Origin of the sequence: Methylobacterium sp. WL119 (assembly GCF_008039875.1) — a bacterium.
In the GTDB taxonomy this organism is placed as follows: Bacteria; Pseudomonadota; Alphaproteobacteria; order Rhizobiales; family Beijerinckiaceae; genus Methylobacterium.
In genome coordinates this window covers 22,761-45,137 of the sequence record NZ_VRUU01000021.1, presented here as the reverse complement: position 1 = coordinate 45,137, position 22,377 = coordinate 22,761, and the positions used below count along the sequence as shown (strand labels likewise).

The following is a 22,377-nucleotide window of genomic DNA, read 5'->3' as shown; positions in this document are numbered from 1 at the left end:
TTCATGCCCTTGACCTTTCGTCCGCGCGCGCTCGGCGTCGCAGGCCTGACCTATGCCCTGTGCGCGACGGTTTCCCCGGCGGCTCTGGCGCAGTCGGCCGGCTACCAGGATCCCGGTCGCGTCGGCGACCCGGCAAGCTGGCGCACCCCGGAATACTTCGCCGATTACGGCAAGGCCTCGATGAACGCCGACCAAGCCTATGCCCGCGGCATCACCGGCAGGGGCGTCCTGGTCGGCTCGGTGGATTCGGGGTTCCTCGGGACGCATCCGGAATTCGCCGGCCGCGCTCGGGCGATCACCAACACCGGCAGCTATTCCTCGAGCAGCTTCCGCTACGACAGCGGCACGACGCGCTCGGACTTCTTCACCGCCGGCCAGCCCTATTCGGTGCCCGGCACCTGGGTGCGCGGCGTCAACGACGACCACGGCACCCACGTCGACGGCACCATCGTCGCCAACCGCGACGGCACCGGCACCCACGGCGTCGCCTTCGGCGCCCAGCTGATCGCGACCAACACCAACGGCACCGACTCGTCGATCTACGGCCCGAACGCGGACTACGCCTACTTCAAGGGCGCCTACGGCAACCTCGTCGCGCAGGGCGCACGGCTGATCAACAGCAGTTGGGGCAGCCCGCCGCCGCGCGACAACTACAACACGCTGGCCGGCCTCACGGCCGCCTACGCCCCCTTCACGCGCCAGCTCAGCTGGCTCAACGCCATCGCGGATGCGGGCCGCGCCGGCGTGATCCAGGTCGTCGCCGCCGGCAACGCCGGGGTCAACAACCCGACCATCCGCGCGGCGCTGCCCTACTTCCAGCCGGACCTCGAGAAGGACTGGATCGCCGCGTCGGGCCTGAATGCCGCCGACCAGACCCAGTTCAACCGCTGCGGCGTCGCCAAGTACTGGTGCATCGCCGCGCCCGGCCGCAGCATCACCTCGACGGTGGTCAACCTGACGACCGGCGAGGCCGGCTACGGGGTGAAGAGCGGCACCTCGATGTCGGCCCCGCACGTCTCCGGCGCCCTGGCACTGGTGATGGAGCGCTACGCCTACATGACCAACGAGCAGGCGCGCGACGTGCTGCTGACCACCGCCACCCATCTCGGGACCGGCCCCGCCGACGTGCCGAACGAGGTCTTCGGCTGGGGCAAGATCGACCTCGGCCGCGCGATGAACGGCCCGGGCCAGTTCCTCGGCCGCTTCGACGCCAACCTCGGCGCCGGCGTCGCCGACACCTGGTCGAACAACATCTCCGACGCGGCCCTGCGCCAGCGCTTCGTCGAGGACAGCGCCGAGCACGCGGCCTGGGAGCAGACGAAGGCGGCGCGCGGCTGGACGAACGGGCTGCCCGCGACGGCGACGCCCGACGAGCAGGCCGAGTACGGATGGCGGGTCGCCCGCGACCAAGCCTTTCTCGCGCGCACCTACCAGGGCGGCCTGACGAAGTCCGGCGGCGGCGTGCTCGAGCTGACCGGGGCCAGCACCTATACCGGCACCACCGAGGTGAACGGCGGCCTCCTCGCGGTCAACGGCTCCATCACCTCGACGGCCAACGTCAACGCGGGCGGCACCCTCGGCGGCGGCGGCAGCGTCGGCGCCCTCAACGTCCGCGGCGGCGGAACGGTCGCGCCGGGCAACAGCATCGGGACGCTGACGGTCGCCGGCAACGCGACCTTCGCGGCCGGCTCGCTCTACGCCGTCGAGGTCGCGCCGGGCGGGCGCAGCGACCGGATCGCGGCGGCCGGCACGGCGCAGATCGCCGGCGGCACCGTCTCGGTGTCGCTGGAGAACGCCGCCGCGCCACTCAGCGCGGCCGAAGCCCGGAGCCTTCTCGGGCAGCGCTACACCATCCTGACCGCGGCCGGCGGCGTCGCCGGGCGCTTCGACCTCGCGACCCCGAGCTACACCTTCATCGGGACCGACCTCGCCTACGGCGCCAACGCCGTCGACCTCTCGGTGTCGCGCAACGCGACGACCTTCGCCTCGGTCGGCACGACGCGCAACCAGTCCGCGGTCGGTGCCGGCATCGAAGGCCTCGGCGCCGGCAACCGCCTCTACGAGACCATCCTCATGACCACCAACCCGGAGGCGGCGCGCAGCGCCTTCGGGTCGCTGGCCGGCGACATCCACGCGAGCACGGTCTCGGCCGAGTTCGAGACCGCGTTCTTCGTCCGCGAGGCGATCCTCGACCGGATGCGCTGGGGCTCCACCCCCGGGGCGCCCGAGAGCCTGAACTACGGCACCCTGCCCGCCACCTACACGGCGGACCTGCCGGGCCGCCGCGTCGCGCCGTCGCCGGTGCCGATGCAGGTGATCGATCCGCGGGTCGCCGGGTTCTGGGGCCAGGGCTTCGGCGCCTTCGGGCAGGCGCGGACCGACGGCAACGCCGCCGGGCTCAACCGCCAGACCTCGGGCTTCGTGCTCGGCGGCGACGTGCGCCTCGAGAACGGCATCCGGGTCGGCGTGGCCGGCGGCTACACCACGACCAGCCTCGACACGGCCGGCCGCCTGCAATCGGCGACGATCGAGAGCGGCTTCGGCGGCGTCTACGGCGGGTACGAGCTCGGCCCGGTCTCGCTGCGGCTGGGCGCGGTCTACGCCGACAATTCGGCGCGCACGCGCCGCACCGCTCTGTTCGCCGGGCTGACCGACACGCCGAGCGCCCGCACCGGGGGCTCGACGATCCAGGGTTTCGGCGAGATCGGCTACCGGATCTTCCTCGGCGAGGGCCGCTCGGCGCTGGTCTCGAAGGATCCCGTCGCGCCGGCGGTCCAGGCGCTCAGCTACATCGAGCCGTTCGTCGGGGGCGCCTACGTCTCGATCGGGCGCGACCGCTTCGTGGAGACCGGGGGCCTCGCGGCGCTCACGAGCTTGGCCCGCGATTACGACCTCGGGGCGGCCACCGCCGGCGTCCGGGCGCAGACGAGCCTCGACCTCGGGTTCGGAACGCCGGTCTCGGCCCATGGCCTGATCGGCTACCGCCGCGCCTTCGGCGACGTCGTGCCCAAGGCGCTGCTCGCCTTCGGTACCGGACCGAGCTTCCTGACCGCCGGCATCCCGATCGACCGCGACGCCCTCGTCGCCGAGGCCGGGCTCGACCTGCGGGTCTCGGCCAACGCCACGATCGGCATCGCCTATACCGGGCAGGTCGGGTCCCGCGCCGAGGACCATGCGGCGAAGGGCAACTTCACCTATCGCTTCTGATACGCCGCCCGGGCCCGGCCGACGATCCACGGCCGGGCCCCGCCGCGACGCAAGGGACGCCTCGGCCGGCGGCGCGTGCGGAGTCGGGTCACGGCGCTCGCGCAGGCGGCCGACGGAGCCGAGCGTTGCCCTCGGGTGTTGAGACGTTGCCGCGACGCCGAGGGAGGGTCGTCGGCCATGGATCCGCCGATGACCTACGCACGCGTCGCCTTCGCCCTGATCCTCTGCGCCGGCCCCTGTCTCGCCGCGCCGTCCCCGGCCGAGGAGGAGGCCGAGATGGTCCAGGGGATGGTGCGCATCGTCGGGGCGCAGGCCGGCATCACGCTGTACTGCCGGAAGACCTACACGATCGACGACACGGTGTCGGACGGGCTGCTCCGGACGGTTCGTCCCACCCTCGACAAGGCGATCGGCCACCGGCAGGCGCAGGCTGCGATCGACGAGGAAGGGCAGCGCCTCGCTCGGGAGATCGCGGAGGTCGGCGCCGAGCGCTGGTGCGCCGACCAGCGCGACATCCTCAACACCGACGGGGTCCGCGTCTTTTTGGACTGAGCGCCCGCCGTGGATCGGCCTCATTAACCGATCACCGGCATCCTACGATCCATCGTAAGGGTTCCAGCGTGCCGAAGATCCCCACCGTCGCCGTAGCCGGATTGTGGTCCGCGATCACCGTGGCGGCGCTCGGCGTCGTTGCGATGGATCAGGCGCAATCGATGCGCCGCGCCGAGGCCATCACCGCGCCGGCCGCCATCGCGGCCGATCCCGCGACCACGGCCGCGATCATCCTCACCGACGCGACCGGCAACCGATACCGGATGCGGGTCGACTGAGAGCCGCTAGCTCGGCTGCTCCTCGGTCTGCGCGATCGCGGCCGCGTCGTCCATCGGCGGCGTCGGGCCGAGGTCGGGCATCGGATCGCCGGTCGGCTCCTGGGGGCCCGGCGACGGGTCTCCGATCGGCGCCGGATCGTCGCCCGGTCGCGGGGTGTCGGCGTCGCTCATCGTCTCGCTCCCAGGATGTATCCGCGGGCAAAGCGGCGAGCAGCGCGCGCGTTCCCTGCTCCCTCGCCAAGCTCTGCTCACTCGCCAAGTTCCATTCCGTCGTCGAGTGCTCCGCCGACGGAGGCGCCCCGGGGCAACCGTCGGGATCGCCGACCGCCACCGGAACCACGAGGCCGGTCGGCCACCCGGCTATCGACGGGAGGGATCGACGCTCGGCTGTCGCCGGTGGACCTTGCGAGAGCCATCGGGTCGGACCGCGTAGGCATTCCCGCTGCGGATCGCCTCATCCACGTTGCGCGGGCCGGCGATGCCCTCGGTGCCCCCGGGTGCCGTCGCCGGGAGCTGCCCGCCCGGCGGCGTCGGGGCCGCGCCCGAGAGCGCGAGGGCGGCGCCGCTCCAGGCGAGGGCCGCAGCCGTCACGCCGAGCGCCCACGCCTTGCTGTTCCGTTTCGGCATCGCGCCCTCCGTTCCTCGTCGCGGCAACGGACCAATCGCGGCACGCAGGGCACTGTTCCGGCCAGCCGCGATTGGTCCGGCAACGAGCGATGTGCGGGCTTCGACGAACGGGGAGTCGACGATGAGTCGCGCGTCGCGGCCGGCGGGCGGAGCGGATCGCGACGGGGACCGCGTCGCATCCCGTGCCTTGACGAAGCGCCGTCAAACGTAGTCAAAGACGCCCCTGACGCGCCAGAACCCTCAAGTCTGTCAAGGGTTTCGGAATGCCCGCCGGTGTAGCACAGCGGTAGTGCAGCGGTTTTGTAAACCGAAGGTCGGGAGTTCGATCCTCTCCACCGGCACCAGCTATTTCAATGACTTAGCGTCATTTTCGACTCTCCACCCCGTCAATGAATTATCCTAGGGTAACAACCGGGGTAACGGCTGAGCCATTTCGCGCGACGCAATGGGGGCCGTTCGGCGTGACGCCAATTCAAACCGAGCACTCGACCAAAAGCGGTCGTTCACATGCCGCGGTCGGACCGAAATGAATGAGGGCCACCATGCCAGCTGATTCGCCTCCCGTCGTTCGGTTTAACCGAAGCCGTTCCGCCCTCCCCCTAGCCCTACCGACGCGTTCAGCGCCTCGACGACCCGAACGCCAGGAAACGACCAACCCGCCCGATTTGGTGCCCTCTACGCTTCCCGTTCAGACAAATGATTCGAGCGCGGTCAGAACCGACGCCGAGATTTTCCTTCGGCGGGCCGGGCACACCTCGCTGTCCTGCGATGGGAAGCCAGACAGTCTACGCCGAGCGGGGCTGAACGTTCGAAAGGCATCCGACAAGCAGCACTTGGGGGCGATCGCCCAAGCTTACGCCTTCTACGTCCAGCTCTGCTCGAACCCGAACCGCGCGGCCCTAGTGGCCGAACTCGAGCCCCTGAGCGGTTGCAAGCGAACTCGAACCACGACGGACCTGCACTTGATTGTCGAGCGGTTCGTATCCTACGGAGGCGACACCCCTACCGAGCGCTTGGCGGCCCGAAAGCTCATCAGCCGCGACGTCAGGGCGATTCAGCACCTCGAAGCGACACGGGTGCTGCCGAGCCGCGTTCAGGCGCTGGGCGCCACCACCGGCGAAGGGTTGCATGCCTGGGCGCGGCGGGCTGCCGCCGTCCGACCGGCAAGGCACAAACCGACCAGGCAGGCTGCTGCTCAAAACCGATCGGAGCAGCGTCAGCGAGCGCTCGTTCACGAGGTCACGATTACGACCCGACGACCTGACGGCACGTGCAAGCGTCGTAGGAAGGTGACCGTGACGGGCGCACTGACCGCCGAAATTGGCGCCGTTCAGCTCCGCGTAAATCGTTTGGCCCAGCGCGAAAGGGCATGAACGTCCCCCGCATTGCAATACGACTACCTAGTGCTGTGTCCGCACTCGGAGATAGAGCCAGAACGCCATGCACCGGAGTAAGCGCGTCGGTTGGGGGCGTGTGCAATTTCAACCGCTTGATCCATGAAGGAGCAGGAAAGCTGGCTGATGGCAGAAGCTCACCATGATCTCACAGCGCTTCCTGGCCAAGCTGCTGCAGAGGAAGCTTTCCCAGATGGTGGCCACCAAGCTGAGGATGCTCGGCGGAGGGGTGTGGCTACTCCGCTTGCGTCATCTCCCGCCGTGTCCCTAATGATTACGAATCAGCAGCGAGCGGCATTGCGTGAAGTTGGGTTTTCGGATGAGGCTGTTCGACTGATGACGCCCGCCGAGGCTCACGAGCATCTCGGGCTGACCAAGCCGGATCATAAAGACGAGAGTAGTGCCTCACGACGTTGAGGAAGGCTGGCCGGCCGAGCGTTCACCGTCATACCGGCTCATTGAACGCAGAATATTCTGCATCACAACGATGCTGCCGAGGCGCTAAGGGGCGGCCGACAAGAGTGGCCGCCCCGCGTTCTATGGTTTAGCGGCTTCCGCTACCGCCTGATGATGAGCTTCCACCCCCTTTGAAGCCTGCTGCGTTGGGTGAGCCTTGCATGCGCCCGTCCTTCTGCATTTCTTGGCCCGGCGCAATGCGCGAGGCTCCTGGTCCGGTCGTGTCGGACTTGCCGAAGCCAGCCGCGTTGGGCGAGCCCTGCATCCGGCCCGGCGCATTACTGGATGCGCCGGGTGCTCCCGAGTTCTCGGCCGCCCAAGCCGTACTGCCTATCGACAGCATGCCAAGAGCAAGGAACATTGCGAACTGTCGCATTATCATCTCCTTAGCGTTTCCTCAGCCGCCTCTTCCGGACAGCCTTAGGCTAACGCGAGCGGCAGCTTGCCGTTCAGTCCGCTGGTCCCCAGAGATGGGCTGAACCTCCTGAGCTTCGAAGGGCGTGCCCGAAGACGAGGTGCGAGCCGCATTCTCATCGGAGGCTGCGCCTGCACATGAGGCAATTCCCTTGGGGATCCAGTTCCGGCTAGGCTGGTGGTACCCTCATGGGCGTGCCCTCCTGCCATCTCCGTCCACTACGGCACGAGTTCGGCATTTCTCAAATCAAGATTGAGACGACGAAACGGTGATGGAACCCTTGGAGAGCATTGCCGAGGTGCTAGAGGGCACCGGCGACTACCGGGTCCTGCGGCGCGTCAAACCGTTTGCCGATTCCATGGATCAGGGCGACGAACCGACTTTCATTGGCTTGATCCTCGACACAGAGACGACCGGTATCGATCACGCACGCGACGAGGTGATCGAGCTTGGCATCATCAAATTCGAGTATGGCGCGAGTGGCCGCGTCTACCGCATCCTTGGGACGCTCAATCAGCTTCATCAGCCGAGCAAGCCGATCCCGCCCGAGGTCACGCGCCTGACCGGCATCACGGACGCCGACGTGGCTGGCCAGCGCATTGATGATGCGGCCGTGCGCGCGATGGCTGCCGATACCGCCGTGGTAATTGCTCACAACGCCAGCTTTGATCGCCAGATGTGCGAAGGCCGCTGGCCAATCTTTGCAGAGAAGAACTGGGCTTGTTCCTGCCATCAGGTGCCATGGCGCGACGAAGGCCACGAGGGCATGTAGCTTGGCTATTTGCTCACCGACTATGGCTTCTTTCATAACGGGCATCGCGCCATCGACGACTGCCATGCCCTCATGGCGCTGCTGGCAGCCCCATTGAAGGCCTCCGGCCGCCTCGCGTTGTCCTGCCTGCTGGAAACCGCCCGCAGGCCCACGGTGCGCATCTGGGCAGCGGGTTCGCCCATCGCCACGAAGGACGTGCTGAAGGCACGCAGCTATCGCTGGAGCGGCCGGCGGCGGTGCTGGTACATCGATGTCGAAGAGGAACGGTTTGAGATCGAACGCAGCTTTCTCAGCCAGGAGATTTTCCAGCGCGAGGTCCAGGACCTGCCAACCGACCGGATCACGGCGCGGGATCGGTTCTCCATAAGGACGAGCCCCGAAGCCTGAAGGGATCACTCTAGCCGTTGCTCACAACGCTTCAGGTCGCGGGTTCGGATCACTCAGCTACCGAGGGGTACCCTCGATCCCTGGAGTCAGGCGGCCGTGCGGCGAGACTTCTTCGGTGGCCAGCCAAGCGCCACGAGCCGTGCCTTCGCATAGTCGCGGACCTCATCGCGGGTGCCCGACGGCATCTGGCCAAGAGTTCGTTGAGTCTCGGTGTCGAGCATGAGGTCGGTGACCGCATCGATGCTCGTCATCTCGTCAATCCGCCGCTTTAGGTCAGCTTCGGCTTCGGTAACCTCATCGAAGGGATCGGGATTGTCGAGATCCTCGTTCACGTCCCGGACGGCGGCAGGGTGACCGTGGCGAAACTCGTCGGCCTCTTCCTCCGAGTAGACGAGGCCGTGCAGTTCGAGCAGCTTAAGGATGACCCGATCCTTAGCCCGCTTCTCGGCCATAGCGTAGACGTATCCCGCCTGCTTGCCGGAGACGCGGTAGTTCACGTTCACCAGAGCTTCGCCGATGGACCACTCGACGCGCTCGGAACCCGGTTTGACGCCCGGCAGCCGGCCGGTGACGAGGATTACAGCTTCGTCGCGCTCAGCCCGCAATAGCGTGGGCGGGTCGAAGCGGATCCCGGCCTGAGCGGCAATGCGCTCCAAGGTCCTGTGGTAGATGACCGCCGTACCTTGCACGCGCCAGACGTTGCCACCGAAAGGCTCGCCGTAGCGCACGAGGATGTCAGCGATCTGCTTGTCAGCCGTTCTCATGGCACCCTCCAACCGGTCGCGCCCCTGATTTCGCCACCCCGCTCCGCCGTGCAATATTGCGAAGTGCCGCCGCACGGTTGCGGCGCGTAGCTTCAGCCCGGCGGGTGAGCCAATCGAGAATGTTGCGTTCGATCCGCTCGCCAGTGTCACGATCGCTGAGCCGTCGGACGCGGTCGGCTCGGAAGCATCGATAGCCGCCGCGGTGTTGATCGGTGCCACCGACCAGAACCCGGCCAGGTCCGATCTTCAGTTCGTGCGCGGCGAGATGCCGGACACTCCAGGCTCCGTTCCCATCCTCGTAGACGAGTGCGAACCTGCCCTCGATAGGCAGCACGCGCCACGCGCCATCCTGCCGCTCGATAAGCGGTAAAGCGATGGCGGACAGATCCTCGCCCATTGTCGCGGCGGAAGAGCTCGGAACCCCCTCCGACACCCCGTTGGTCAAGATCTCAAGCGCCTTGGAAAAGTTGTCGCCAAGCATCGACTTGATATGGGTGTTCGTGCTTTGTTCTTAAAGGCTCAGGCACCGCTTGCGGGTAAAAAGGCCCACCTCATGACGCCTTGGCGGCCTCAGCGTCACTCATCAACGGGACATAGGCGCACCACTGGCAGAAGCCCTTTTCCGCAGCCCGCCGCTCGTTTCGCTGTGAGCAATGCGGGCACACCCTAAGCAGCAGCTTAAGCCCCGTTAGCACTCCGTGCCCCCGACCGCGGAACGTTATCTCACCCTCGGGCAATGCTTTGGCGGCAGCGTTTGTTGGCATGCGGTCTCCGGGGGGGAATCGAACCCTCATATACAACCGGAGCGCGAAGTTGACCATCGGCGCAGTGGTTAGGCCGGTTAATCACAGCGAGGCGACCTTACGCATCAATACGGGCGCCTTCTTTAGCAGGCGCGGTGACCTCAATCTAAATCCAGCATGCCCCTGAGGTGGGCTGGCGACAGAATCAGACCGTCGCTCGTCGTCACCCATGGGGTCCCGGTGCCTGCGCTGAGCGCCCTAAGGGCTTCCCCTAGGGCCTCTTGAAGGCTGGGCATCTCCCTTGGCTCCGCCGCCTTAATGCTCATGTCGTTTGGCCATACCGTCAACGACGCCGGGCCTGAAACGAGTTCGTGGTGGTGCATCATAGTTCTTGCTGACCAATTGACGTCTCGGGATGACGCGCAATTAAGGCAATATATGGCGCAGATCGCGTGTGGTAGGCCCTGCGTCGATAGAGCGGAAGCGTGGCAGCCAGACAAATCGGCTTAGGGATGTGAGAGGCTCCATGAATGCCGATCAGCAGGATAGATCTTACGGGCGCGGGCTCGCCGGAGGCGCTCGTCAAACGCATTCTACACGCCGAGCCGGATCTATCGGTGCCCGTGCCGATCCAGGACCTATGTGCGTGCCTCGGCATCATCAGGATCGAGGACCTCGACACTGACGAGTTCGAGGGCGGCCTCGTCACCGACGCGAAGCGGTCCGACGGCACCATCCTCGCCAGGCGCGGGGGCGAACCGCGCCGCCGCTTCACCATCGCGCACGAACTCGGCCACTTCCTGATGGCGCACCACATCCCTGATCAGCCCGACCGGTTCTTGTGCAAGAAATCCGACATGCTGCACATCACGGCCAAGGCGGGCGACCAGCGCCAGCGCAGGGAGGTCGAGGCCAACCGCTTTGCCAACCTTCTACTGATGCCTCCGCACCTGCTGCGGGGGGCTATGACGGCGTTTCACGAGCCCGATCTGCAGCACGTTCTTGCGCTCGCGCGCGACTTCGCGGTCGGTAGGGAGACGGCGGCCCGGGCCTACGTCCAGTACCACGCCGAGCGGATCGCCATCGTCGTGGCGGGCCATGGCCGAGTGCAGCGTTGCTACCGCAGCCTCTCCTTCCCGGCCATCGTCTGTGCCGTCGGAAGCCCGGTCCCGGAGCAATCGCTCTTTCACAGCAGTTCGCATCAACCGAGCATCCCGGGCGGCATCGCCGCGTGCAGTCCTGATGTCTGGATCGATGTGAAGCGCGATCTCCATGTGCCGTCGCTCGACGAGCAGGTGTACCTCCAGCAGAGTGGCTTTGCGATGATCCTGCTGCGTCTCAAAGCCGTTCCGGAGGATAGCGCGGAGGAGCGTAGGCTGGAGGAGGGCTGGCGCCACCGCTTCCATTCAGGACGACGGTAGGCGACACTCCTGCGGGATCAGACGCCGAGCGCTGCTACGACTTCGACTGAACCGATGTCAGCAGGATCAAATCGCGATCACTGGTACCGAGTCCTCGCAGGGTCGTAGCCGTGGTTCAGGACGTTGACGAAGGCGACGACTGGCGCTCGGTTGCCACGCGCTCGCAGGATGCAGCGGCCCTCGAAACGGCACGGCAGCGCGCGCGGGAGCCTGATCGGGGCCGCGATGCGAGCCGCCCTTCAGAGATTCCGAAGGCAGGATGGAAGGACATCCTGTGGCGCGCCGTGTGGGCTCTCCCGAAGGATCGTGTGCTCACCACGGCCGGCGGCGTCGCCTTCTTCGCCCTGCTCGCCGTGTTTCCCGGTCTCGTCGCCGTGGTCTCGATCTACGGGCTGTTTTCCGATCCCAACGTGATCAGCCAGCATGTCGGCCTCCTGACCTACATCCTCCCTGCCGCCGCGCTTGAACTGCTCTCCGAGCAGCTCGTGCGGATCGCCGCGCGGAGCACGGGCTCGCTGAGCCTCACCTCGACGATCAGCCTGCTGATTGCGCTCTGGAGCGCGAATTCCGGCGTCAGCGCCCTCTTCGATGCTCTCAACGTCATCTACCGGGAACGGGAGGATCGGACCCTGATCCGGTTCTACGCCACGACCTTCCTATTCACCCTCGGCGGCGCTGCGTTTCTGCTCGTGACGATCAGCGTGGTGGTCGTCCTTCCGGCGATCCTAGCGCGCTTCGGGTTCGGGGGACTGGCCGATACCATCCTGTCCGTGGTCCGGTGGCCAGTCATCTTGGTCGTAGTCAGCCTGAGCCTGACGCTGATCTATCGCTACGGCCCAAGCAGACGCCGAGCGAAATGGCGCTGGGTGACTTGGGGCAGCGCGCTGGCAGCGTTTCTTTGGGTCTGCACGTCCGGGGTGTTCTCCTGGTACGTGGCAAGCTTCGACAGCTACAACCGCATCTACGGGTCTCTTGGCGCTGGCATTGGCTTGATGTCCTGGATGTGGCTTTCCATCGTCGTCGTCCTGCTAGGCGCCGAGATTAATTCAGAGATGGAACGCCAGACTGCCCGCGACAGCACCGAAGGATGGCCCAAACCTCTTGGCGTCCGGGAGGCTTTCGCTGCGGACAACGTCGGACCAAGCCGGGAATGAGTCACTCGCACAGCACAACCGATGTTTTGTCAAAGGGTCGAAAATGACCCATAGCGGAAATCGAAGAGGTCTGCTCTCAGGCAATGCATGGAATGGCGCCGAAGTCGAACCCAACCATTCGGCACGCCCAACTTCATCTAATATCTGGCTTATGGAAAAGCGCGCTCATTGGCTCATTGCGCCAGTTATTTCGGCGCCTAGAAACTCCGATCGGCTATCCGCATGAGCAGTTATAGGTCAATTCGAAGCTGCCCGCCGGAGATCATCGACGTACTTTTCGGGCAATCGGACGGCGACAGCAGCGATGCCCGCGAGCAGCAGGGCGGCCACGAACGCTTTGTTGTTGTTAGGACGCGCCAGAACCTCTTGAAGAGGCCGCTCTGTAAGCCTCGGCTGATTCAACAGGAAACGCTGATCGCGCAACATATAGGACCAGCGCTGCCGCAGCCATGCGGAGCAAGGCGGAAACAGCATCGACCCGAAATTTGATAAACTCAGCTGCTCGAAGCAGCGAAAGCCAAAACGCCAAGCATCCAGAGGCGTTGGTGGCGATCCACTCGGGAAGGCATCAAGTAGTTTCCTAACCGCGCGGCTGAGTGCGACGCCGTCGTCAAACGTATTGTCTCCGAAGAGAGTATGTCCAGGGTGCATCGCGCCAAGCTGCTTCCGCAATTCTCCCTGAAGCGCCGCAAGGGGCCTCGCGTCGGCAGTGAAAAGTGCATGCAGCCCAAAGGCGAGGATGGCGTCGCAGGCCATCTGCTCAGCCAAATTCCTCGTCAGGTCGCCCGCCGGCATGTGTCCGCGGGGTGGCGCTAGCGGACTGAAGCTCTCGCGCAGAGAATGTTGGTTGTCGTACAAATACAGATTGGCGCTAACAAAAGCAGTGATGTTGCTGGTGAACGATCCCACATCGCTTGATCGAATGGCGCGCTTCATCTTTTCGTTATTCAGCACAATTTCCAGCATTGGGATGGGGCCGCCAGCCAGCCGTCCGGGTAGACCTTCCAGGATACCGGCATCGACGCCCGCCGCGATCTCGGCTTCGGCAAGCGTGTACCAAGCCGTATCGATCTCGCTGAGAGGCAATTGCCTGATCGCCTCGACAGGATCGGGGTTGCTGCAGGTGCCGGGTGGAACGCTGATCGGTTGCCCCTCGATTTGGACATCGGCGTTTTCGATGATGGCCTTCGCCCACAGCACCGCATGGCGCACGACGCGGTGGACATAGGCTGTTCGCAACGACGCTTCAGGATCAATCGGCGCGAGCGCCGTCAACGCTTCGGCAAGCCAGCGCAGCGCGCGGGCAGGCTCGCCGCAGCGGAGGGCAGCGGCGGCGGCGTCGGCCCCAAGCCCGATCGCCATGGCCGTCATGTCGCCCAGTTGGGCGGCGTCCGCCGATGCCTGCGCGTCGCGGAACCATTGTTCGGCCTGCGGCCAGTCCCCGCAACTGCCCGCGCTGATGGCCGCCTCGCGGAGGGCAAAGGCACGCTCGACAGGACTGTCGTGGCCCACCACGTCTGCGATGGCATGCAGTATCTCCAGCGCTTTCGGAAAATCGTTGCGCCGGAAGTAGATTTTCGCCCGCGCGCGAGCGAGTGGTGGGCTCTCGCCCAAGACGCTCGTTGCCTCCTCTAGGATCGCCAGCGCGCCATCCCCATCGGCCATAAATTCGTCGTGCATGACCGCGCGTGCGATCCATGGCTGTGCGGCAAGGTCGGGAATTCCCCACTTCCTTGTCTTTTCAGCGATGTGTGCGTAGCGCGCCGCCGCATCTGCAGCGTCGAAGTCCGGCTGAGCGGAGCGGCTCGACCACGGGCTGTTGATCAGCACCGCGTAATTGCCCAGCGACGGGTCGAGTGGGCTCAACAAATCTCCACGGTCTGCAGGACTTAAGGCATCGAGGCCATTTATGATCTTTTCCAGCCGTTCCACCGTCGTGATGTGGGCCGTGCCGACGCGAAAAATCATGACGTTGGTCGGTGCGTTGCTGGCTCTGGCTGCCTCGTCGAAGCCATCCCGGATTTCACTTAAAGGACCCGGTGCCGACATCATCAGCTGCCAGCGTTGCAGCCAATCGAGCCAATCATCAAAATAATCAGCCGTGCTCATCGTCGTCAGCACCGTGCTGAGGACCATGATTTCGAGCAATTTCTGGTGATCTTTGTCTTTGATCTGCCGCACAGCATGCATCGCTGCGGCTGCGGCTGCGGCTGCCCGCGGCTTGTCTTTACCGGCATTCAGCAACTTGAATTGGGCTAGGCGCAACATGATCGCAACAGAGGTGCGATTAATACCGAATGACCGTTCCGGTTCGATAATGCCCGGAATGGTCGTACTTTCCGCGATGAGCGACAACTTGTCTTCCGGCAGGGTGATCAGGCTCATCGACACTCGGAGGAGGACCGAATCTGCCTTGCCCACTAAAGCATGCGTGAGGATGGAATCGATGTCGCTGGCATTCACGCTGCGCCCGGCCAGCATCCGGCCAGCGATCGAGGCGTGCAAGCGCTCTTGCTCGTCCTCGGACAGCATGCTGCGTCCGGTGCCACTTGCCAGCGGCGACAAGCGGTACTGGTCTGCGGTGACGACCTCGATCCATGGCCCGACTAGCAGGTCTAAAGCCTCCGCAGCTTGGGGGATGGGCGGCGGGGTTTCAGCGAGCGCCAGCGCTGCCGCGCGTCCGAAGCGCCCGATCAGGAAGCTGAGGCGGTACAGCAGCGTGCGGGCATGCTCGGGGAGCGCCCCGATCAGGCTCCGCCTGGCGCTTTCCCGTTCGGCATCTAGGTCGCCGCTGGTCAGGCCGCGACCCACGATGTCGCGCCATTCGTGGCGTGGCCAGCTGCGTCCGGCGAGGCCAACCACGAAGGCGTGGACCAGCTGAGGATGCCCCCAGCCTCCGGCGACGTGCGCGAGGCGGCCCCATAGCTCGGGATCGCCGCCATGCGCCGCGACCAGCTCGCGCGATTCGTCCTCCGTGAAATAGGGGGCTGCTACGATGCTGGCTGGGTCGATCCCGACAATCCCTGCGATGCGCGTCGACGGCGAGCGATAGCAGGTGAACAGGGCAACGCGGTCGCGGTGTCGGAGGGCGTGCATCACGCGGCTTAGGCTGCGCGACACCTGCGGATCATCGAAGTGGTTCAGGTCCTCGAAGAGAATGACCGACGCAGCAACCCCGCCGATGCGGCCCAGGGCGATGTCCAGCCGATGCCGCGCCTCGGCAGCGTCCACGTCACGGAAATCGATTGTTACGAACCCGTCGGCGTGGGTTTCCGCCGCGACGCGGGCGATATGCGATTTGCCGAGCCCGCTGGCCCCTGTGAGGATCACAGTGCCAAAACGGCCCAACGCGCTTGATACTGCGTCCAGCACGGCGGGCCGTGGAATGAAGCGGCTAGGCGGCGCGAGCGTCCGGCTGGAGATCATCCAGCTCGGATCACCGGCCACGACCACGGCGGCCGGGCCGCCCGCCCCCGCGGAGCCGCCAGCCATGCCGGACGCCGCTTGCGCCAGCATCGCGGCGAAAGCCGTCCGGGGAAGCGACACTTCCGCAGCTTCCTCCAACAGCTCGTACAGCTCGGCCTTCCTGAGCACCCGTCGCTCGGGCTCCTTGAGAACACTCTTGGCCAAAACGCGAAAGGCCAGGATGTCAGCGAGGCGGCGCGCGTCCGCCCCAGGTAGACTGAAGCGATCGCGGCCGACGATTACCAGACGCTCTTCCAGTTCCAGGCGCAAATCGGCGAAGCCCGGCTGTCCGCAATCCCACTGTATACGCTGCAGCAGCTCGGAACGCAGTCGAGCGTCGTCCCGAAACTGGACGAATTCCCGGACCGACTTTGGGAAAGCTTCGCTTTCGAGCAGGATCCGCAACGGCGCCGGATCGGCACCCGCCGCAGCGCGTCGCCAATACTCCAAACCTGCCATTCCGTCGATCCGGTCGCCCAAGGCCCGTTCAGTGCCCAAGGGCGAGGTGGTCAAATACCGGAACGTTACAGTCGCGCTCGGATTGCGCTTCACAAGATCGACGAAAGACGCCACCGCATCGCGTATCGTGGCGGTGTTCAAAGTGACGGAACCCGATGCGGCCGTATCCTTGACCTGGACGCCGTTCAGGACTTGCTCAGCAACAACGGCGTAATCTTCCGCAACTTCTAAGAATATCTGGCTATTTTCGCCAATGTCGATCCATGCGACGGCGCTGGCCAGCACTTGATAAGCATAGCCGCGCAGCGAGTCCACGGCTTGTCGCTCCGCATCGCCCTGCGGAACGAGATCAGACAGATTTCCTGGCGTAAAGAAATTTTGCTTCTTCATTTTTGGGCACAATAAATCGACTAAATTCTAGGGCTATTTGTATCGTGGAAAATGCAGAAACGAAGTTGCCCGGTCTTTCCGTTAAAAGGTTGAGACGCGAACGTCGTTTGTCGGTACGGCGTGGTGATACGCGGGAACGGCTACATGCACAACGTGAAGGCAGAAAAAGAGGCTGCCGGATAAGGGTTTGTCAAAATGGCCGGCATGTATGCGCCACCGTGGCCGGCAGCGCGGCGCTTCGGGTGAGGGCTTGTCGCTGGGGGTTCGCTCCGAAGAAACATCTGACCCGCTGACATAGCCAAGGGCGGGCCGGGGAGGAGCGACAGGTTGAGGGTCGGGAGAGGGGCTCCGGGCCGGCCTGCCGCGGAGATCCGCATTGCCCTCCTCGTACCCTGCCCGGCGTATAAGCCGGGACCGCCCGAGCCTTCACCGGGAGATAATCGACACAGTCATCGCCTAGCTGGAACAAGGTCGCAACCCTTGAATCGAGCACCGACGATCTTGCCGAAGGCGATTGGCGGTGTGGCAATACGCGGTTTCAGGCCGATAGGAAGGAATGCGACGTGTTGCTGGTTGAGAGATTGGAGACAATCGCGCCCGGCAAAGACTGTAGCTTCGCACAATTATTGCTGTACTAGATGCTCGCATAGGGCGCAGATGTCGTACCGATCCCGGAAACCAAACACAGGCGCTACATCGAAGACTGTGGCCCTACCGGATCGAGCATTCGGTAAAAGGGCTGCCCAAGCTCCCAAAAAGGGCAGCGGATCCAGGGCTTTTGGAGCTTCGCTGGCGCCTGGAACTGAAGTGCGAACAACATGCTTCGATTGGGTACCGAACCGAAGGTCTGATTCCTGGCCGAAGAACAAGGTCTGGTGGTGGCGCGCAACAGAGGCGCGTGGGAGGGGCACGGTCAGGGCAAAATACTGGAGACTCCTCAATCGGAGCTGCGACATTCCCGCCACAAAAGCCACACCCTCGCCGACCCTGGAACCCCAGCCTCCTTCTCGGCCCCAAACCGCCGTTTAAGCCGGATTACATCTGGGCGATCCGCTCCCGCCTGCAGCACGAGGGACGCGATCATATCAAGGAGCCGCATTCGTAACGATGTTACGCTCGTGGTTGGATGATTAGCTATGCTGGGCTATGATGCAACATGACTGTCGACAAGCTCTATATCGATCTTCTCGCCTTTGCCGCGGACGCAAAGCCCGCAGGCGGGCTCGAAGCGCGCCTGATCGATTTTTTGGAGGGTGATAGTTCGACAGAGTCTCTCGACAGCGCTGCATTCGATCAGATCAACGGCTCAAACACCAAGGCCGATTATCTGCTCGGAGCGCGTGGCTTGGTCGCTGAGTTGAAGACCCTGAACGCAAGCCCGCAGGATCGGACCGAGCAGCGACTCAGGGAACGCTTTTCCCGGCGCGACGCACCGATCGTATTCGGCACCTTGGGCATCTCCGATGTCATCGAGAAGCTTCGCGATCGCGATGCCATCTCCAAGATGATGGTCGATATGGCGGGACGTGCCGTGCGACGGCATCTCCAGAAAGCCAACGACCAGATCGGCGCTATCAAGACGCGGCTGCGTCTCCCGAATGCCGGTGGACTTCTCATCCTGATGAACGAGGCCGAGCCAATGATTGACCTTGCCGCGATCGGCTACACACTCAAGACTGCTTTCGAGACCGTCGATGGAGGTTATCCACATATCAGCAATGTTTGGGCAATCGTCGAGAGTCATCGCATTGCCATGCCCGGGGGACGCAACGGCTTTCCGCATCTGCATGTTTTCAAGTCGTTGGAGCGTCAGGGCGAGCTCGACTATATAGGGCGCATGCTTGGTGCCTGGGGCTATCGCAATGGCTCGCGTATGGAGCGGTTGCAGCATCACGGCGACTGGAATGTGATGCTTCCGATTTATGACGGGCCGCCACCAACACTCCGGCCCTTTGCCTGATTGCTTCTCTGGCCGATCAGACGAGGAGTGTGTTGCCACACGTACTGGGCATAATTTGACAACCGAATGACTGGGTCTGTCTGAAGCAAACGTTCACGCGTCGCCCGCGGAATGGGATAAAACGGTCGACAGCGGACGGACGGTTACCTGGAACTGAAGGTCCGCTTTCGGGCGGGCACCTACCGTCAGCTATTGGCGCATTGCGGGCGTTCGTAGAGCCCAGTTGTGGGGGTACCATGATTCAGCGGCGCGCAGTGCTATTCGGCATGGCAAGTTTCGCCACGATCCCACGCACGCTGGCGCAACAGAACGAATCCGAGCTCCGTCTGACTTTGGGAACGGCAACCCCGGGTGGTTCATTCCCGGCATTTGGCCGAGCGCTCATTGCCGCCGTCCACGCGGTTGATCCGGGTTTGATGATCGACACCACGATCACGAAGGGTTCGACCGAAAACCTCGCGCTGCTGAAAGCTGGCAAGCTCGACCTCGCCCTCGTACAAGGCGAATACGCCTACGAAGCGATGGCCAATCAGAACGGCGACGGCGACCGTTTGACGGTCGCGGCACCCATCGATGCCTCACCCGGCATGTTCGTTGTTCCAGCGGCCAGTCCGATCCGAAATGTCCAGGATCTGCGCGGGCATCGGGTTGCACTCGGTACGCGCGGCTCTGGGTTCACGATCATGGGCCGGACCGTGCTTCAAGGGTCCGGCATCGATCCTGAGAGCGATATCACGCCGATCCTACTCGACGATGCCGCCGACGGCGCGAACCAGGTCCTTGATGGTCGTGCCGCTGCGCTCTGGGGGGCAAGCCTCGGCTGGCCGGGCTTCAAAAATCTGGCGGAGGCGGCCGGAGGCGCTCGCTTCTTCGGCCCAGCGCCCGTGGCGATCCCGCAGATCCTGGCCCTTCGCGCCTCGCTGCGTCGACTGACCGTTCCGGCTGGTTCCTTCCACGGTCAGGATGCAGCGGTTGAGACAGTCGGGTCCTGGAGTTTCATCCTGGCCCGACCCGGCCTGGAAGACGTTGCCGTCGCCAGGCTCGTGCGAGCGATCGACTGCGGGCGGGAGACCTTGGCTCGAAACTATCCGCAAGGTCGCGAGAGCGATCCGCGCAACCTTGTCTCGAACGTGCCTGCTGGGTGGCTTCACCAGGCGACCGCCGCATATCTTCGGGAGGTCGGCGCGGTTCCGAAGTGATCACCGTACGACCGTTGCCCAGTTGCTGCATTTAGGGTTCACGCCAAGGCGGCAAGACCCGTCATTCGAACCGGTCGGTCCGCGAGATCAGCCGCGATCCGTGCACAGATGTTCTCGAAGCCATAGGCCGCGCCGCGATAGACCCGCACAAATCGCTGAAAACGCTTTCTCGGCCGCGCGGAACGGGCGCACCCGCTTCGATCCCGTGGGTTCTCTGAGTCCCGACGCGAGCTGTGCGACCTCCGGCATCGAAACGGCGGCAAAGAGTCTGGCGAGGTCGCGCCGCGAAAACAATGCGGCCCGGAGTTGAAGCCCGGTCGCTGGACGAACGCAGCCCGATGGCCCCCTATGGGCCGAGACAAAGCGATCACGCCAGAGATAAGATCGCCGGAGGAACCTGCATGCTACGATGCCTTGCGGCCGTGGTCGCGATCGTTTTCGTCCTACCGGTCCATGCAGAAGAACCACTGCGCTTCGAGGTCGATCCGGCTTGGCCCAAGCGTCTGCCAAACGACTGGATCATGGGGCAGGCCGCCGGCGTTGCGGTTGATGCGCAGGACAACGTCTGGGTCGTGCAGCGACCGCGGACGCTGACCGATGACGAGAAAGCCGCAAGCCTCGATCCGCCGCGGACCCGGTGTTGCAAGCCGGCCCCGCCTGTCCTCGTCTTCGACCAGGCCGGCACGCTTCTGAAGTCATGGGGCGGCCCCGGCCAGGGCTACGAATGGCCCACAAACGAGCATGGCATCCACATCGACCACAAGGGCTTCGTATGGCTGGCCGGCAACGGCGACACCGACGGGCAGATCCTGAAGTTCACTCAGGACGGCCGGTTTGTCCTGCAGATCGGCAAACAGGGCCCCCAGACCGATAGCCTGGACAACACGCGGCTCGGCAAGCCCGCGGCAATGCAGGTCGATCCCGAAACCAACGAACTCTACGTCGCGGATGGCTACTACAACCATCGGGTGATCGTGTTCGACGCCGAGACGGGCGCGTTCAAACGGATGTGGGGAGCCTACGGCAAGCCGCCGACCGACGAGAAGCTCGGACCCTACGACCCCGCGGCCGCGCCGGCGGCGCAGTTCCGTAATCCAGTCCATTGCGTCCAGATCGCTCGCGATGGACTGGTCTACGTCTGCGACCGCACCAACAACCGCATTCAGGTCTTCCACAAGGACGGCAGCTTCGTGAAGGAGATGTTCGTCGAGCGCGGCACGCGGGCCAATGGTGCGGTGTGGGAACTCGCCCTCTGGCCGGACGAGCGCGAGACCTACCTGATCAACGCCGACGGGGCGAACAACGAGGTCCGCACGCTGAGCCGCGAAACCGGCGAGGTGCTCGGCCACTTCGGGCGCAATGGCCGGCAGGCGGGGGACTTCCATTGGGTCCACAATCTGGCGGTGGACTCGAAGGGCAACGTGTTCACCACCGAGGTGGACACCGGCAAGCGTGCCCAGAAATTCCTGTTCCGAGGCGACATGGTTCTGCGCAAACGGACGGCCGCACCGTGAGGACTGAAGCATGATGACCGCCGACTCGGACTCGACCACGCCAGCCACGTGTGCCTGTTGCCTCCCGCGTCGCGGCCTCCTGCGTGGGCTCGCTGGCGGTGGCGTTGCCGCCTTGGCCGCGCAGGCCAGCTCTGCCCGTGCCCAAGCTGTCGCTGAACGCACGCCCTATACCGGCCTGGTGATCGATTGCCACGGGCACTACACCACCGAGCCGCCATCGATGCTGGCGTGGCGCAAGCGCCAGATCGACGCCATCAACGACCCCGCACAATCGCCGACACCATCTTCGCTGATTGTCAGCGACAACGAGGTGCGGGCAAGCGTGGCCGACCGCCAGCTCAAGCTTCAGGCCGCGCGCGGCATCTCGCTGGCGCTGTTCTCGCCGCGGGCCGGCGGCATGGGCCACCATATCGGCAACGCTCGCACCAGCCTCGACTGGTCGATCGTCTCGAACGACATGATCCACCGTATCGCGACGCTGATGCCGCGTAACTTCGTCGGCGTCTGCCAACTGCCGCAGACGCCGGGCGTGTCGCCGAAGAACTGCACGGCCGAGCTCGAGCGCTGCGTGCGGGAACTCGGCTTCGTCGGCTGCAACGTCAACCCAGACCCGTCGGGCGGCTACTGGACGGATCCGCCGCTGTCCGACCGGTTCTGGTATCCGCTCTGGGAGAAGATGGTCGAACTCGACGTGCCGGGTATGATCCACGTCAGCGCATCTGCCAACCGCAACTTCCATGCAACCGGCGCCCTCTACATAAACGGCGACACGACGGCCTTCATGCAGTTCGTGACCTCCGACCTGTTCAAGGACTTCCCAACCCTGCGGTTGATCATTCCCCATGGCGGCGGCGCGGTGCCGTATCACTGGGGCCGCTACCGTGGCCTTGCGCAGGACCTGAAGCGACCGCCGATCTCGGAGCTGATGCGCAACGTCTTCTTCGACACCTGCGTCTACCATCAGCCCGGGATCGACCTGCTTCTGAAGGTTGTCCCGACCGACAACGTGCTGTTCGCCTCCGAGATGGTCGGCGCCGTCAACGGGATCGATCCCGAGACCGGCCACGCCTTCGACGACACCAAGCGCTACGTCGAGGCCGCTGCGATCCCGGATGCCGACCGCGCCAAAATCTACGCAAGCAACGCACTTCGAATCTATCCGCGCCTAGCAGCACGATTGGCTTCGGCAGGGGTAACGCGATAACGCTGACATCAGGGTA

The 22,377-nt window shown here is 64.6% G+C and carries 15 protein-coding genes, 1 tRNA gene and 1 pseudogene; 12 read left to right on the top strand and 5 right to left on the bottom strand.

Annotated elements, in window-relative coordinates:
• The first annotated feature begins 3 nt into the window (after positions 1 to 3).
• The 3 genes from FV227_RS30305 to FV227_RS10785 all read left to right on the top strand — a co-directional run bounded on the left by FV227_RS30305 (position 4) and on the right by FV227_RS10785 (position 4,037).
• Positions 4 to 3,207: an autotransporter serine protease gene (locus FV227_RS30305; RefSeq protein ID WP_147895848.1), complete on the top strand. Its 3,204-nt coding sequence runs from the start codon at positions 4 to 6 to the stop codon at positions 3,205 to 3,207.
• Positions 3,208 to 3,396: 189 nt separating this feature from the next.
• Positions 3,397 to 3,759, top strand: a complete 363-nt coding sequence (locus FV227_RS10790) for a hypothetical protein (protein WP_147726540.1) — start codon at positions 3,397 to 3,399, stop codon at positions 3,757 to 3,759.
• Positions 3,760 to 3,827: 68 nt separating this feature from the next.
• Positions 3,828 to 4,037, top strand: a complete 210-nt coding sequence (locus FV227_RS10785) for a hypothetical protein (protein ID WP_147726538.1) — start codon at positions 3,828 to 3,830, stop codon at positions 4,035 to 4,037.
• 6 nt (positions 4,038 to 4,043) lie between these two features.
• Here the strand turns inward: FV227_RS10785 and FV227_RS28945 are convergent, their stop codons facing one another.
• The gene (locus FV227_RS28945) at positions 4,044 to 4,208 is read right to left on the bottom strand and encodes a hypothetical protein (protein WP_187274755.1); all 165 of its coding nucleotides are present in this window, start codon (positions 4,206 to 4,208) and stop codon (positions 4,044 to 4,046) included.
• Between the two features lie 189 nt (positions 4,209 to 4,397).
• On the bottom strand, positions 4,398 to 4,664 hold the full coding sequence (locus FV227_RS10780; RefSeq protein ID WP_147858906.1) for a hypothetical protein: 267 nt from the start codon (positions 4,662 to 4,664) through the stop codon (positions 4,398 to 4,400).
• A gap of 269 nt (positions 4,665 to 4,933) precedes the next feature.
• On the opposite strand from FV227_RS10780, the gene FV227_RS10775 reads away from it, so the two are divergent.
• The 3 genes and pseudogenes from FV227_RS10775 (at position 4,934) to FV227_RS10760 (ending at position 8,088) form a co-directional block, all read left to right on the top strand.
• Positions 4,934 to 5,008 (top strand) — tRNA-Thr (locus FV227_RS10775).
• Positions 5,009 to 5,497: 489 nt separating this feature from the next.
• A complete protein-coding gene (locus FV227_RS10770) occupies positions 5,498 to 6,037 on the top strand; it encodes a hypothetical protein (RefSeq protein WP_147725522.1) in 540 nt (179 codons plus the stop codon).
• 1,160 nt (positions 6,038 to 7,197) lie between these two features.
• Positions 7,198 to 8,088, top strand: a pseudogene (locus tag FV227_RS10760) (3'-5' exonuclease).
• Between the two features lie 86 nt (positions 8,089 to 8,174).
• On the opposite strand, the gene FV227_RS10755 reads toward FV227_RS10760, so the two are convergent.
• Both FV227_RS10755 and FV227_RS10750 read right to left on the bottom strand, forming a co-directional pair.
• Positions 8,175 to 8,852: a trna delta -isopentenylpyrophosphate transferase gene (locus FV227_RS10755; protein WP_147725520.1), complete on the bottom strand. Its 678-nt coding sequence runs from the start codon at positions 8,850 to 8,852 to the stop codon at positions 8,175 to 8,177.
• Positions 8,839 to 9,249, bottom strand: a complete 411-nt coding sequence (locus FV227_RS10750) for a hypothetical protein (RefSeq protein ID WP_147725526.1) — start codon at positions 9,247 to 9,249, stop codon at positions 8,839 to 8,841. Before FV227_RS10750 ends, FV227_RS10755 begins: the two co-directional genes overlap by 14 nt.
• A gap of 876 nt (positions 9,250 to 10,125) precedes the next feature.
• Between FV227_RS10750 and FV227_RS10740 the strand changes: the two genes are divergently transcribed.
• Positions 10,126 to 11,016 (top strand): ImmA/IrrE family metallo-endopeptidase, encoded by an 891-nt coding sequence (locus tag FV227_RS10740; RefSeq protein WP_147725518.1) that lies wholly within the window; start codon positions 10,126 to 10,128, stop codon positions 11,014 to 11,016.
• 110 nt (positions 11,017 to 11,126) lie between these two features.
• Positions 11,127 to 12,170: a YihY/virulence factor BrkB family protein gene (locus FV227_RS10735; protein ID WP_147858905.1), complete on the top strand. Its 1,044-nt coding sequence runs from the start codon at positions 11,127 to 11,129 to the stop codon at positions 12,168 to 12,170.
• Positions 12,171 to 12,407: 237 nt separating this feature from the next.
• Here FV227_RS10735 and FV227_RS10730 read toward each other — a convergent pair whose 3' ends face one another.
• On the bottom strand, positions 12,408 to 16,484 hold the full coding sequence (locus FV227_RS10730; RefSeq protein WP_147858904.1) for an ATP-binding protein: 4,077 nt from the start codon (positions 16,482 to 16,484) through the stop codon (positions 12,408 to 12,410).
• 1,156 nt (positions 16,485 to 17,640) lie between these two features.
• On the opposite strand from FV227_RS10730, the gene FV227_RS10720 reads away from it, so the two are divergent.
• The 4 genes from FV227_RS10720 (at position 17,641) to FV227_RS10705 (ending at position 22,361) form a co-directional block, all read left to right on the top strand.
• Positions 17,641 to 18,444, top strand: coding sequence for a hypothetical protein (locus FV227_RS10720; RefSeq protein WP_147858903.1), 804 nt, complete (start codon positions 17,641 to 17,643; stop codon positions 18,442 to 18,444).
• A gap of 236 nt (positions 18,445 to 18,680) precedes the next feature.
• Positions 18,681 to 19,643, top strand: coding sequence for a TAXI family TRAP transporter solute-binding subunit (locus FV227_RS10715; protein ID WP_187274754.1), 963 nt, complete (start codon positions 18,681 to 18,683; stop codon positions 19,641 to 19,643).
• A gap of 401 nt (positions 19,644 to 20,044) precedes the next feature.
• Entirely contained in the window at positions 20,045 to 21,157 is a 1,113-nt protein-coding gene (locus FV227_RS10710; RefSeq protein WP_147725513.1) for a hypothetical protein, read from the top strand.
• Positions 21,158 to 21,332: 175 nt separating this feature from the next.
• Positions 21,333 to 22,361, top strand: a complete 1,029-nt coding sequence (locus FV227_RS10705) for an amidohydrolase family protein (protein WP_147725524.1) — start codon at positions 21,333 to 21,335, stop codon at positions 22,359 to 22,361.
• The last annotated feature ends 16 nt before the right edge of the window (positions 22,362 to 22,377 follow it).